The organism is Xenorhabdus bakwenae (assembly GCF_030272115.1).
GTDB classification, from domain to species: domain Bacteria; phylum Pseudomonadota; class Gammaproteobacteria; order Enterobacterales; family Enterobacteriaceae; genus Xenorhabdus; species Xenorhabdus bakwenae.
In genome coordinates, this window is the sequence record NZ_CP119194.1 from 530030 (window position 1) to 543635 (window position 13606).

Below are 13606 nucleotides of genomic sequence, written 5' to 3' on the forward strand. Positions count from 1 at the left end.
ACGTCAATGAAAGAAATTGGAAATTTTTTTTAGATTGGAATGTATAAGCAATAAGATCGGCGGCAATTTCCGGTAGAAAACCGGGCTGACGGTGATGTCTTAAATGCTCTATCTGGGGTAAATATTTATTAGAGTCGTTTATGTTTTTTCATAAATATAAACGACTCATAAGCTGACTTAAAAGAAGTTATAGCAAAATCATACTAATATGTCATAATATCCAAATCCAAAATGACAAGGCATAAAGTGAAATGGGTTACAGTCTAGATTTTCGAAAAAGAGTACTGGCATACAAAGATAAGCATTCGTTGACTTTCGAACAAACGAGTGCCCATTTTGAGATTTCTATTCGTACCCTGTTCCGGTGGAGTCATAAAATAGAACCTTGCATGACGCGTGATAAGCCTCCCATGAAAATTCCTGATGAGGTGCTCATCGCGGATGTCCAAAATTTTCCTGATGACTATCAATGGGAAAGAGCAAAGCGCTTAGGGGTCTCACAATCGGCGATTCATTACGCGTTGAAACGGCTTCGCCTCACTCATAAAAAAAACCTTAAAACATCCTCGCGCTGATCCTCAGCTTCGTCAGGCGTTTGTCGAGCGCATCAGCGGCTATAAACAGGAAGGCAAACCGATTGTGTATTTGGATGAAAGTGGTTTCGCGCAGTCAATGCCACGGATATACGGGTATTCAGAGAAAGGGCAGCGTTGTTTTGGTACACAGGATTGGCACGCGAAAGGCCGTATTAACGTGATTGGAGCCATTCTCGAAAATACGTTCATCACCTTAAGCTTATTTACTGGCAACATTAACGCCGATGTCTTTCATGCGTGGGTGACGCAGGATTTATTGCCCAAACTCCCACACGGTGCCGTGATAGTCATGGATAATGCGCGTTTTCATAAACGACTTGATACGATACAAGCGATAGCAGAGAGTCAATATCAATTAGAGTGGCTGCCCGCTTATAGTCCGGACTTGAATCCCATAGAACACAAATGGGGTGGGGCAAAAGCGATAAGAAGACAAAAAAGATGTTCAGTTGATGAGGTGTTCACCGAGCACATCGAGTGTGTCAGGTTATGTTGATTCTGCTATATAAATATAGCAAGAGGTATTAAAATTATTATCGCTATAAAAAAACTTAAAATTTGCTTCACCTGCCATTAAAGAAAAGAATGCTAAGATCATGAATGCTAAATGGGAAATATAACACGCATCCTGAAGTTGGATTGGTAATATTGATTATTGTTGGTCGTAATTTGCTCATTTTATGGGGGCGTGTGCTTTGATGATAATCTCCTGCTTTCACCAAAGCATTCGTTTCATTTATAGAGACTTTTTGTGGTAGACTTAGCACTGTTCGTTATCCATTCTGTTTGAGGTGCTTCTGAATACACCGTCGCAGCTTTCACTACCATTATATTTGCCCGATGATGAAACTTTTGCCAGTTTCTTTGCAGGTGAGAATACTTCCTTATTAGCTGCAATAAAATTGGCCATTAGTCAGTCACACGGTAGTTATATCTATTTCTGGTCCCGCGATGGCGGGGGTAAGAGCCATTTGCTACACGCAGCCTGTGCCGAATTGTCCCAACAGGGAGAAGCTGTAGGGTATGTACCATTGGATAAACGCGCCTATTTTGTCCCTGAAGTCCTTGATGGTATGGAACATTTATCATTAGTGTGCATCGATAATATTGAGTGTATTGCTGGTGATCAGGCATGGGAGATGGCGATTTTCAATCTTTACAACCGCATTGTAGAAATTGGCCGGACTTGTCTTTTGATCACCGGTGATCGTCCTCCTCGGCAAATTAACCTGACACTACCGGATTTGGCATCTCGTCTCGATTGGGGGCAAATTTATAAATTACAACCTCTGTCAGATGATGAGAAAATCCAGGCATTGCAATTACGGGCCAAATTACGGGGTTTTGAATTGCCGGAAGATGTAGGGCGTTTTGTGTTGAAACGACTCGATAGGGAAATGCAAACGTTGTTCAGGACGTTAGATGAACTTGACCGTGCTTCCATTGTGGCGCAACGTAAACTAACGATCCCGTTTGTAAAAGATATCCTTGAGCTTTGAGTCAGTAAAGCAGTAAGGGAATGAGATCAAGATAAAAAAGTGATAGAAATAGGTTCTCTATCACTTTTTTATTGAAAAATATTTACCATAGAATTTCTTTAACTTGTTCAGGGGGACGTCCCAAACGAGCGTTATCACCGACAACAACAATCGGGCGTTCAATTAGTTTAGGGTTTTCAGCCATCGCCTGAAGCAATACGTCTTGGGATAAGGTAGTATCGCCAAGGTTTAATGCCTGGTAGAGATCTTCCTTAGTACGCATCAATTGGCGGGCATCTTTGAACCCCAATTGTTTTAATAGTACGGCAAGTTGTCCTGCTGTCGGAGGGGTATCAAGATAGTGAATGATTTCCGGCGTAATACCCCGCTCTTCAATCAGCTTAAGAGTTTCACGGCTCTTTGAGCAACGGGGATTGTGGTAAAAAGTGACTTTTCGTGCGTCAACATGTTGCATATAAAACCCTTCATTTTTTATATCGTTCATAACTTTGTTGTTGTTGGCGTAATTGATCAATACGGGCATCATATCGTTCTTGTTCATAACTGCCCAGTTTTGCCAATGCACTGGCTTTGCTTAATTGTTCTATCGCGGCGCTAAAATTACCTTGCAATGCCATAACTTCTGCATAGGCGGCGAGTTCATCATTGTTTTTCCCTTGCTCTCCAGCAGTCTTTCTTAACAGTATCCAGCCATTAAGGTCGTCAGGGTAATTAAAGGTATAACGAAACAGAAGTTGTGATGCCAGAAAATACTTTTTATCCATCAAATAGGCATTGGCGAGGTTAATTTGCAATACCCGATGATTTTTCTGTTTCTTAAGTGCATCCTGTAAGCGATTGATAGCATTAGCATACTGTTTTTGCCCGATGTCAATATCCGTCATTGTATCAATAAACCAAATGTTATCTGGTTGTTTATCTAGCAATGGAGAGAGTATAACTCTGGCTTCAGCATACTTTTTATCTTCAGAAAGCAAAATAGCTTGTCCATAGGCCGCCGCAAGCTGTTCTTTGGCCGTTCCCTGACGATATTTCTTTAGCCATTGATCAATATAGGGACGTTGATCAGTTGAATACAGGGTTAAAATACGGATACGGGCGAGCAGAAAATCCTGAGATTCTGGCACCGCTTTCGCTGGATATTGATTTGCCCGATTACGGGCGTCGGCCAAACGGCTGGCAGGGAGTGGGTGAGTATAGAGCATTTCAGGTAGCCTGGAGCTATAGCGAGACTGATCTACCAGTATTTGCATAAAATCAGGCATACCGTTTGGATCAAATCCTGTCCGACTGAGCGTTTGCATTCCGATACGATCAGCTTCTTGCTCATTCGATTGGGTAAAACTGATCATGCCTTGTTGGACGCCTGCCAGTGTACCGCTGAGTGCAGCCATGCCTGCTTGTGGGTTGGCTATCATCAGTAGGATAGAACCCAATGTGCCAGCCCATGCCAGAGGGCTGGTACGTTTTTGTTCTTCCATTGATCGTGCTAAGTGTCGTTGGGTAATGTGGGAAATCTCATGGGCCATGACAGATGCCAGTTCACTTTCATTGTTGCTATAGCGAAACAGGCCTGAATAAAGAACAACATTACCACCGAAAAGTGCAAGGGCATTAATATTAGAGTTATCTAACAGATAGAAATGAAAAGGGGTTTTGACTGCATCGGCATGATTGGCTAGCCTTTGGCCTAATTGATTAATGTATTGAGTCAGCAACGGATCATAAATCAGCGGGGCCTGGCCCCTTATCGAGCGTATATAAAAATCCCCTATAGCCATTTCCTGATTAATGCTGAGGGTGGCCCCTGCTGTGGTGCCGATATCAGGTAGTGAATCTTCAGCCGGTGCAGAGAATACAGGAGAATTCCCCGATAACAACAGGCCGATAAAAAGAGTTATCAAAGATTTTCTGGATGTTTTTCTCATAAAGTGATTCTCATAAAATAGTGTGCTCCGTTTTAGCTATCAATTTCATGAATACTTTTATGATAAAAGAGTACCTTAAAACCATTAATTATAATAAATTTTAGTGAAAAATAATGAAATAAGCCTCTCTCTTCCCCTACACAAAGTGCCGGCGGTCGCTTGGATGTGGGATGACAAAGAGGGTTATGTGAATGGGGCAAGCGTACTCTTAGACGTGGATATAAGCGACATCCTGCCTCAACGTTCACTGGTTAATGGTGCAATAGTAACTGTTTTATCCGCTGAGATCCGGCACAAACGTTGAGTTATGTACTATTGTTAATGTTGTCGTTCCTGTTAAAGTTGTTACTACTATCGTGGTATAGTCGATCAAGAGGAAATTATGAAACGTCTTTTATTGCCCATTTTCCTTACCCCATTCTTCTCATATGCGGCACATGCTAATGCAGATAAGACCGCAGAAACTTATTGTAACTTGTTCGGGAAAGCCTCTGTCGAAGCATTTAAAACCCATGACTCACCCGACACGATAGCGCAAAAGGCGTTCAATGAATTAACTAGCAAGGGATTTGATCTTAAAGAGATCCAAAGCAACAAGGATGAATTTATGACATCCATCAAACAAACGGTCACAGAAGTCAGAAAAAATAAACAAGCCTTTCCAAGCACGCGTCATTTTGACGAATCACTGGATAAATCTGTTGAAGCATGTAAAGTACAAACAAAACATGCTTTATCCGGCAGTACAAAATAGACTCCTGTAGAGCGATTTACTTATGTTGTCGCTCTATTTTTTATTAGTCTTGTTGTCAATAGAGCCGGGCCGGATAGAAACATGACTGTGAAAAAATACAGCATCAACGGATGACTTTTTATCGGGGATGAATTTATTTAAATTAAATCATCCGAAAGGAATTTAATTTCAGCTTATTAATGGCAATGCTATACCGAATATTAAAAACAATAAAAGGACTAAAAAAGTATTTATTAACTCAGAAAAATGATATTGAAACGATAATTTTTTCTCATTGTCCTGGTTAGACTCTGCTTTATCTAACAAGAACTTATTATCCTCAATTTCAGTAAGTATCACTTTTGCGCGTTCTATATCAGCAGAGTGGACAAGCAGTTTAACACCACCAAATGCCTGGGAATACATATAGTTATTCCATACAATGCCTTCATCTATCACGACTGCATAAATATCTTCTGATAATATTCTGCCCAAGACGATGTGAGCATCGATTGGCGATAGAAAATTCGCTAATAACTGCATATTTCCTCTTTGCGGATGACTATTCCACATAAGCACACCATAATCAGATGATTTATAAATCAGTATAGCCTAACACTGCATTGTCCCCCTTCATTATTTAATAGTCAAAAACAACGGGAACCATTAAGCTCCCGTCATCTATTCAGTTAAGTAATTAATTACATATGTGAGATAATTGCATCGCCGAATTCGCTACATTTCAGCAGCTTAGCACCTTCCATTAGACGCTCAAAATCGTAAGTTACGGTCTTGGCAGCAATGGAACCTTCAACACCTTTAACGATTAAGTCAGCAGCCTCGAACCATCCCATGTGGCGTAACAACAGGATACGATGCATATAGTAACTAACTGTATATATTGAGTATTTAAGGTCTGCCACATCGGTTTTATATATATAAAATCACTTAAATAACTTATTGTTTTATATAATCTTAATAAAAGTTTTGCAGAAACAAAAATCTAACCAAATCCACATTAAATCGCTAAAAATCCCAAAAAACACATTGCTAAAATTTCCTGATTTAAAATCGGGGAATCACCACACAGTAGGACTTGAATCCAAGCCCTCTAATAAAGGCACTGGACAAAAAGGATATATTCCTTCTTTTTCAGAATGTTACTTGTGCGCAAGGGGCTGGACAAAACGACTTAATCCCTTGTTTAAAGTCGCTATTTTGAGGGTACCTCTCCATGAATTATCACCTTAATGGGCTTTTAAATCCCATTAACGGAAAGTTTCGCTGAGTGACAGGCCAAACTGAGGATGAATGCAATAATCAATGAGTTAAAAGGGAATAATTATCCTCTTTATGTCACTTTCTGATTTCACTTTGTCATACCAAGCTTTATCAACCATAGGGAAATAGATTTTATTAATTCCCTATCAGCCATTCCGTGCCATCCTAAATCAAGTCGCACTCTCCAGTATTAATGAACCGATTTTATTGATGTTCACAGGCGGAGAAGTCTCCCACCGCCTTCATAACGTTATAAAAACATAATTGGAGGTAATACTATGTATGATTGGTCTGGAGTTGTTCCTGCTAATGCTGAGCAAGGTCAACCTACAGGGCTTTTGCTTAAAGCAGGAGATGTAATATCTGTTGTTGCCAGAGGCTGGATAAAATACGGCTACGGTAATATTAACTGGGCAGCACCTGAAGGTACCATGCCAGTTTACCAACCTGCAAAACCCAGCCTATCTTTAATTGCTAAAATCGCCAACAAAACCTACAAAATAGGAAATGGCGTACTACGCAGAAGAGTCCCCATAGATGGTGAATTGATACTTCTATTTGACGATAGTTCGGACGCATATGGTGATAATTCAGGTGAATTTTCAGTTGATATCATAGTGGAATCTTCCGAGATTTTAAGTTCCCTTGAAGAAATCAATAGATAGATAGCGAAATTACTCAACCCGCAATTTCTGCGGGTTTATTTTACGTTTCAACTTTCTCCTGCCCCGCATTCCACACCGAATCCTCTGGCATCTGGACGCGGACATCTAAGCGACAACCTTCGGGAATGTCGCAGGGTTCGGCATCAGGAGGGTCATTAGACACATGACGCAAATATCGGGTACTGCTCAATCGGGTAGATTGCGCTACCGCCCCGATATCCAATGGCCGGAACAGCCGAAATAAATATAGGGGCTGCGTGCCCCTATTGTTACTTAGGGCTTTAGCCAGTTTAAGAAGCCCTATGCTTCTTAAACATAAAACCACCCGCTATGCGGGTGGAGATCAGGGGGTTATACCAAGAAAAACACCTTTCCGTTACGATATAGATGTTCAAGCTAATATGCGTAACTAAGAAGGAAAGGTGTTTATGGGAATTAAAGCACAAAGCTTGGCCCACACAAAGTGGCTCTGCAAATACCATATCGTCTTTTCGCCGAAATACAGACGTAAAGTTATTTTTGCAAGTTTACGTTCAAGTATAGGTGAGATTTTAAAAAACCTTTGTAAGTACAAAGGGGTAGAAATAATAGAAGGACATTTGATGCCAGATCATGTGCATATGTTGGTGAGTATCCCGCCGAAAATCAGTGTATCGAGTTTCATGGGATATTTGAAAGGTAAAAGTTCACTGATGATATTTGATAAGCACGCGAATCTAAAATACAAATTTGGCAACAGGAAGTTTTGGTCAGAAGGATATTATGTGAGTACAGTAGGACTCAATGAAGCCACGATCCGTAAGTATATCCGAGAGCAGGAAAAGCAAGATTTCATACAGGATAAATTGAGTGCACGTGAGTATGAGGACCCCTTTAAGGGGTAAGCCAAAGAGACAATGACATTTAGCTTGAACAAAGAGAAAGCGGCGTCATTTTGGCGCAGTCGGTAACATGCCCTTATAGGGCGAGAGCAAACCACCCGCTATGCGGGTGGTTTTGATTCTGGCGCTTTAGGCCAGTCGATGTCGGTCATGCTTCCAATCATTAGATTGTTGTAGTAAACTCCCCACTTTTTATTACTGGTGAGATATGGCTAAAGTTGATGTGGTTTGTCGTTACTGTCACAAAGCGGAAGAGGTCAAAGGGCATGGAAAAGGAAGCAGCGGACATCAGCGTTATCACTGTTATGCCTGCCGTAAAACCTTTCAACTGAATTACACCTACCAAGCCTGCAAACCCGGAATGAAAGATCAGATTGTGGATATGGCTGCGAATAATGGCGGTATCAGAGACACCGCTCGTGTCCTGAAGGTGGGTATCAACACCGTTCTTCGTACCCTAAAAAAACTCGAACCCAGACAGGTAACTACACTGCCGCTGGCCGCAAATAATATTCATATTATCTGCGAAATTGATGAACAATGGTCTTTTGTCGGTAACAAGAAGAATCAGCGCTGGCTTTGGTATGCCTGGGAACCGGAGCAAAAGCAAATAATCGCGCACGTATTGGGGGATCGCAGCAGGAAAACACTGAGCAAATTGCTGGCACTTCTGGCTCCTTTCGAAATTCAATTTTTCTGTACCGATAATTATGCCGTTTACGATTGCCTTTCTGAGGAAAAACACTTTAGAGGGAAGAAATTTACTCAACGTATCGAAAGAACCAATCTGACCTTACGTACTCGCATCAAGAGACTGAATCGGAAAACGATCTGTTATTCCAAATCCGAAGAAATGCATGACAAAGTGATAGGCACTTTCATTGAGCGTGAATACTATCTTCCAAAGGTTATCTAACTATTGGGTGCATGACCTTATTTCATCAGGTTTTGAATTAAGATTGGTTTAATACCACTTTTTCGTCTTGTTCAAATACCTCTTTATTCGTTTTTCTCATCAATTGACTAGTGACTGTACCTGCTGTCATAGCGCCATTAACATTTAATGCTGTACGTCCCATATCAATCAGAGGTTCAACAGAAATAAGCAGCGCCGCTAAGGTGACAGGCAGGCCCATAGCTGGTAAAACAATCAGTGCAGCAAATGTTGCGCCACCACCAACACCAGCAACCCCCGCAGAACTGATAGTCACAACGCCCACAAGCGTTGCAATCCATACCGGGTCAAAGGGATCAATACCTACGGTTGGAGCCACCATCACTGCCAACATAGCTGGATAAATGCCGGCACAGCCATTTTGGCCAATAGTCGCGCCAAAAGAAGCGGAGAAACTGGCAATAGACTCAGGCACACCGAGGCGGCGAGTTTGTGTTTCGATATTCAAGGGGATACTTGCAGCGCTTGAACGGCTGGTAAATGCAAATGTCAGTACGGGGCCTGCTTTTTTAAAGAATTTCAGGGGATTGATCCCCGTGAATGCCAAAAGCCCGCCATGTACTACAAACATCAGGCCAAGGGCGATGTAAGAAGCAACAACAAAACTACCTAATTGAGTAATGTCATGGATATTGGAGCTAGCAACAACTTTGGTCATCAAAGCCATTACGCCGTATGGGGTGAGACGCATCACTAATCTAACCAGCTTCATTGCCCATGCTTGCATAGTATCAATGGCAACGAGAGCCAGTTTACCGTGTTCATGATCATCTTTAAGCATTTGTAGCGCAGCGATGCCCAAAAATGTTGCAAAAATTACCACACTAATAATGGAAGTAGGGTGTGCTCCCGTCAAATCAGCAAAGGGATTTTTAGGGATAAAGGAGAGAATGATCTGAGGCACACTCATATCTGCAACTTTGCCAATAAAATTGCTTTCAATTGCTAATAAACGAGCAGTTTCTTGTGTGCCTTGAATAAGTCCTGCTGCACTTAGCCCAAACAAATTGGCAATGACAATGCCAATTAAAGCGGAAATTGCTGTAGTAAACAGTAACGTACCAATGGTAAAAAAACTGATCTTTCCTAGGGAAGATGCTTTATGTAAGCGAGTAACGGCGCTTAGGATAGAAGCAAAAACTAACGGCATGATAACCATTTGTAGTAATTGTACATAACCATTACCAATAATATTGAACCATTTAATTGATTCTTTTACGGTAAGATTATCTGTTCCATAAATGATGTTTAATGCCAACCCAAAAACAACACCTACGACTAGAGCCACAAGAACTTTTTTGGACAAACTCCATTTATTTGAACCCGTTTTTGCTAATAGAATAAGCAGTGCTACAAAAACGAGCACGTTGATGATGAGTGGTAAATTCATCTCTAGTCTCCAAAACTTATATACCGTTATATTTGAGTTGCTGTATGTAGCTTGGATATAGATTTGTCAGTTGTATTTCAATTTGCAATCTATCGTCTACATACCATGAAATGCTTAGGATAGGATATTATCAGTATAATAAGTCTCTTTCTTATAATTAAATAGAATTTAATATAATTATTTTCACTAATTAGTTTGATTGGTTATATCTCCTAATCTATTTCTGTTTTTTGTTCAATTATAACCGTTAATTTTTTATCTTATTGAGTTAACGGTCTTTTTGCAGGCGACAGGAAGTGAATAAAAAATGGTTTATATTTTGCAGATAACCCCATTTTTAAAATGGGGCTACGATATTTGCTGTATGTGAGTAGTGAGCGGTTACTTGTAGAGATTCTGTAGCTTATCGATAGGTAACTTATCAAACTGTATTTTGTTAAATTGTAAGCTGTCGAAATAGCGAGCGAATGAGAAATTGATGTGTTGTGGAAGGATAATAGCGATCACTACTACCAGTACGGCAATAAAACGTTCGGCTTTTTTACGTTCCTTACCTCTAAGAATAGGTAAGCAAAAACGTATTCTTAGCGGCCATAACAGTGGAATACCAGCGGGAGTAAGCATATCAGCAATAAGATGGCTGATATAACCGATAACCATTGCATGGACAAAGTCAGTCGGAATGGGCCAATTAGACGGTATTTCAGTCTGGAATAGAGTAACCCCCACGAGCAGCGCTAATAAACTATGTGTAAATCCACGATGTCCGCATAATCGCGCGATTGGAATGGATATAAAGCGGAACAATCTGCCTAAGGTTGAGCTTGGATGGTCGATATCTGGCAACAATGAAGCCAGAAGTACGCCGGGAAGCATGTGTAACCAATCTCCCTGTGCTATTTCTGGTGTGATTTCTAGCTGGTGAGCCAATACAAGGCTGGCAACGGAAAAAAGAAGATGTCCTTCTGCTGTCATAACGATTTATACTAATTATTTATGCTGATTGCTGTTTATACATACAGTGGGGGAGTATAGAGGGTTTTGCCTGAGGAAGATAGAGGGTAACCAGGAAAATTTTTACATTATGGCTGTGTAGGTTGAGGGGGAGGTTGATATTTGCGCTGCCATATACGAAAAATAGGGCAGCGCGGTGGCTATTAAGTCATATGTTCTATTGTTAATTTTTCCAGAGAATTCAATTTAATGTCAGCTAATGACCAGCGGGGATCATCAAAATGGTGAGAGGCTGGGACGATAATTGAGCGCATTCTTGCTGCTTTGGTTGCTATCATACCGTTAAATGAGTCTTCTAATGTAAGACAGTGAGTTGGGTTGACGCCAAGTTGACTGGCTGCCAGTAAATAAACTTCGGGGTGTGGTTTGCTGTAAGGTAAGTGTGCGGCAGAAACGACAACATCAAAGTAATGTTGTAGGTTAAACAATTCGAGCACTTTTTTGATCATTTCATAGGGTGAGGCGGAGGCCAGGCCAATTTTCAACCCACGTTCACGACAGAGATTTAAAGCATGTTCTACTCCAGGCAGTAAGGGACGGTTTTTTTCAACTGATTGAACTACGTAATCAATGATGCGTTGTCCAACTTCACTTTTAGAGGTGCCTTGCCAGGGGGATGCTTGATACCATAGCTCAACAACGTGATCGATTCGTAACCCCAGTGTATCAGGTAGGTTTTTTGCTAAATTTAAATCTAGCCCTAATTCACTGAATACGCTTTTTTCTCCTTGTTTCCAATAAGGTTCAGAATCAATCAGCAAACCATCCATATCAAAAATAGCCGCTTCCATAGATAAACAAAATGACATCTCAAATCTCTCCGCGATGATAACAGTGATTAAAGAGGTTTGATTGTAACAATTCCAATAAATTAAATCTTGTTATGGGTGATGGCAAACAAAGAGATAGTTTCATCGGTAAGGTAAGATAATGACTCCGTAAATAGGATTAAAGTTGGTTCGTTATGAGCTATTATTGAGTAAAAATAAAATCATTTAGGCCAATGGAGAATGTCATGACGTATCAAGAAGCTAGATATGTTGCTATCGTTAAGCGGATCTTGGGCTGGATTATTTTTATACCCTCCCTGTTGTCGACTTTTGTCTCAGTGATTAATCTGGCCGCAGGGCAGCATGGTATTAAAGGTAATGGTATTAAAGGTGACAGTATCGGGGATGCAGGTATTAACGCCGTATTGAATGATTTTCTTCAGATGATGACAGAAATGATTAAATTCAATACACCATTTTTGGATTTTTTTGGAAGCATTCTCCAACCCCTGAGCGTGTTGCCGGAATTACTGGGGAAAATATCAGTTTTTTTGTCATTTATATGCTGATATTTGTGGGGTTGGCAATGAGTGCGTCTGGTTTGAGAATGTATCGTCAATTTAAATTCATCAAAGAGCGTATTGAAGATCAAATGGTCTTTGAACTCGCGCAGGAAAGTGGAATAACCGAGGAACAATTGAAAGCTAAAATTGCGTTTCCCTCTCATTCTTTATTCAGCCAGATTTTTATTCTTTACATATCACCCATCATTATCGGTGCAATTGCTTGCTTCTTATTCAAACTGTTAGGGTGGTAATGTGAGAGTTAATAACAGCGCAAGGATGCCCAATGTCGCGTTTGGTTTAAAAGGAATTTATATTCTTAATATAATAAATTTTTGAGTGATTGAGCTAAAGTCAATAATTAAATATTAATTTAAGTTATCTTATACCTATTCAGATAAAAGTTTATCAATCATCTTTTGTATTAGAATAAAACTCTCCCCCCCCGAAAAGATTACATCTATTTAATAAATAGTAAAGTTGGTAAATAGGTTGACGTTCAAGGAAATCTTTAGGTAATGGCCAGATACTTTGATAACCGTCAAATATTTGCAAAGGAAGATCTGGGTAAAGTGGCAGCATTGCCAGATCACATTCTCGATCTCCCCAATAGCAGGCAGGATCAAAAGTGACGGCACAATTATCGTTCAATGATGCACAGTTCATAGGCCATAGATCGCCATGCAGAAGAGAGGGTTGAGGGTGATGATTGTGTAGTCTATCGCCGATTACTTGAACAATTTGGTTAATATCTCCAAATACCATTCCTTTATCAGCGGCAAGCTGCAACTGCCATCCGATGCGTTTTTCGGCATAAAAATAATCCCAGCGCTTTTGCCATCCGTTAGGTTGTATGGTAGTTGCCAGCATGTTATCAAAATCAAAACCAAATTTGGGTTGTTCACTCCATTGATGTAACTTCGCAAGGTGTTGACCAAAAAGATATGCACTGTGTGGGGTAAAGGGTTTTATGGGTAAATGCTCCAGCAACAGAAAGCTATAGTTGCGGTCGTGACCTACACCATAAACATCGGGGACACGGGTTGTTTTGCTGCGAGCTAATAATTCCAGTTGTTCTGCTTCTGCTTTAAAAATTGGCAGCATTTCTTTCATGTTGGATTTGATAAAGATATGTTGTTCACCATATCTAATGTGCCAGGCACGGTGAATCTCTCCTCCGGCCAATTCCTCTTTATCGTGAATTTCAGCGTCACCAAAATGCTCACTTAATAGACGGCTCACTGTTTGCCACATGCTTCACCTCATTAAGTTGACAGTTGTCATGTTTATACTACAGACAGATGTAACATTTGAACAGGGTAAAAGGAATT

The 13606-nt window shown here is 40.5% G+C and carries 15 protein-coding genes and 3 pseudogenes; 9 read left to right on the forward strand and 9 right to left on the reverse strand.

Features of this window, described 5'->3' with window-relative positions:
* The first annotated feature begins 251 nt into the window (after window positions 1-251).
* From PXH59_RS03120 to hda, 3 genes are all read left to right on the forward strand, one after another.
* A complete protein-coding gene (locus tag PXH59_RS03120) occupies window positions 252-575 on the forward strand; it encodes an IS630 transposase-related protein (RefSeq protein ID WP_285808283.1) in 324 nt (107 codons plus the stop codon).
* Window positions 544-1092: an IS630 family transposase gene (locus PXH59_RS03125; protein ID WP_285811610.1), complete on the forward strand. Its 549-nt coding sequence runs from the start codon at window positions 544-546 to the stop codon at window positions 1090-1092. The genes PXH59_RS03120 and PXH59_RS03125 overlap by 32 nt, the downstream gene beginning before the upstream one ends.
* Before the next feature lie 295 nt (window positions 1093-1387).
* Complete coding sequence (gene hda, locus PXH59_RS03130) at window positions 1388-2095, forward strand: DnaA inactivator Hda (protein ID WP_047767461.1); 708 nt, start codon at window positions 1388-1390, stop codon at window positions 2093-2095.
* 82 nt (window positions 2096-2177) lie between these two features.
* On the opposite strand, the gene arsC is transcribed toward hda, so the two are convergent.
* Window positions 2178-2549 (reverse strand): arsenate reductase (glutaredoxin), encoded by a 372-nt coding sequence (gene arsC / locus PXH59_RS03135; protein WP_285810304.1) that lies wholly within the window; start codon window positions 2547-2549, stop codon window positions 2178-2180.
* Window positions 2550-2559: 10 nt separating this feature from the next.
* Window positions 2560-4023 carry a beta-barrel assembly-enhancing protease gene (gene bepA, locus PXH59_RS03140; protein ID WP_047767465.1) on the reverse strand — a complete coding sequence of 488 codons (1464 nt, stop codon included), beginning with the start codon at window positions 4021-4023 and terminating at the stop codon, window positions 2560-2562.
* A 163-nt stretch (window positions 4024-4186) separates the two neighbouring features.
* On the opposite strand from bepA, the gene PXH59_RS03145 reads away from it, so the two are divergent.
* Both PXH59_RS03145 and PXH59_RS03150 read left to right on the forward strand, forming a co-directional pair.
* On the forward strand, window positions 4187-4327 hold the full coding sequence (locus tag PXH59_RS03145) for a hypothetical protein (protein WP_285810305.1): 141 nt from the start codon (window positions 4187-4189) through the stop codon (window positions 4325-4327).
* 78 nt (window positions 4328-4405) lie between these two features.
* Window positions 4406-4777 carry a hypothetical protein gene (locus PXH59_RS03150; RefSeq protein ID WP_047767467.1) on the forward strand — a complete coding sequence of 124 codons (372 nt, stop codon included), beginning with the start codon at window positions 4406-4408 and terminating at the stop codon, window positions 4775-4777.
* Window positions 4778-4945: 168 nt separating this feature from the next.
* On the opposite strand, the gene PXH59_RS03155 is transcribed toward PXH59_RS03150, so the two are convergent.
* Together PXH59_RS03155 and PXH59_RS03160 are read right to left on the reverse strand one after the other, a co-directional pair.
* The gene (locus PXH59_RS03155) at window positions 4946-5329 is read right to left on the reverse strand and encodes a putative signal transducing protein (RefSeq protein ID WP_047767469.1); all 384 of its coding nucleotides are present in this window, start codon (window positions 5327-5329) and stop codon (window positions 4946-4948) included.
* 128 nt (window positions 5330-5457) lie between these two features.
* Window positions 5458-5625, reverse strand: a pseudogene (locus PXH59_RS03160) (isocitrate/isopropylmalate family dehydrogenase); the annotation flags it as partial.
* 690 nt (window positions 5626-6315) lie between these two features.
* Between PXH59_RS03160 and PXH59_RS03165 the strand changes: the two are divergent.
* Window positions 6316-6702 carry a LecA/PA-IL family lectin gene (locus tag PXH59_RS03165; RefSeq protein ID WP_047767473.1) on the forward strand — a complete coding sequence of 129 codons (387 nt, stop codon included), beginning with the start codon at window positions 6316-6318 and terminating at the stop codon, window positions 6700-6702.
* Window positions 6703-6742: 40 nt separating this feature from the next.
* Here PXH59_RS03165 and PXH59_RS03170 read toward each other — a convergent pair whose 3' ends face one another.
* A complete protein-coding gene (locus PXH59_RS03170; RefSeq protein ID WP_255334780.1) occupies window positions 6743-6865 on the reverse strand; it encodes a hypothetical protein in 123 nt (40 codons plus the stop codon).
* Between the two features lie 265 nt (window positions 6866-7130).
* Between PXH59_RS03170 and tnpA the strand changes: the two genes are divergently transcribed.
* Window positions 7131-7586 (forward strand): IS200/IS605 family transposase, encoded by a 456-nt coding sequence (gene tnpA / locus PXH59_RS03175; protein WP_047767579.1) that lies wholly within the window; start codon window positions 7131-7133, stop codon window positions 7584-7586.
* 205 nt (window positions 7587-7791) lie between these two features.
* Window positions 7792-8499, forward strand: a complete 708-nt coding sequence (locus tag PXH59_RS03180; protein WP_285808336.1) for an IS1 family transposase — start codon at window positions 7792-7794, stop codon at window positions 8497-8499.
* A 37-nt stretch (window positions 8500-8536) separates the two neighbouring features.
* On the opposite strand, the gene PXH59_RS03185 is transcribed toward PXH59_RS03180, so the two are convergent.
* The 3 genes from PXH59_RS03185 to hxpB all read right to left on the reverse strand — a co-directional run bounded on the left by PXH59_RS03185 (window position 8537) and on the right by hxpB (window position 11751).
* Window positions 8537-9928: an L-cystine transporter gene (locus PXH59_RS03185; RefSeq protein WP_047771074.1), complete on the reverse strand. Its 1392-nt coding sequence runs from the start codon at window positions 9926-9928 to the stop codon at window positions 8537-8539.
* Between the two features lie 381 nt (window positions 9929-10309).
* Window positions 10310-10903: a metal-dependent hydrolase gene (locus PXH59_RS03190; protein WP_047771073.1), complete on the reverse strand. Its 594-nt coding sequence runs from the start codon at window positions 10901-10903 to the stop codon at window positions 10310-10312.
* A 182-nt stretch (window positions 10904-11085) separates the two neighbouring features.
* On the reverse strand, window positions 11086-11751 hold the full coding sequence (hxpB, locus tag PXH59_RS03195) for a hexitol phosphatase HxpB (protein ID WP_047771072.1): 666 nt from the start codon (window positions 11749-11751) through the stop codon (window positions 11086-11088).
* A 206-nt stretch (window positions 11752-11957) separates the two neighbouring features.
* On the opposite strand from hxpB, the pseudogene PXH59_RS03200 reads away from it, so the two are divergent.
* Window positions 11958-12529 (forward strand): annotated as a pseudogene (locus PXH59_RS03200) (YniB family protein).
* 135 nt (window positions 12530-12664) lie between these two features.
* Here the strand turns inward: PXH59_RS03200 and PXH59_RS03205 are convergent.
* Window positions 12665-13529: pseudogene (locus PXH59_RS03205) on the reverse strand (fructosamine kinase family protein).
* Window positions 13530-13606 lie beyond the last annotated feature (77 nt).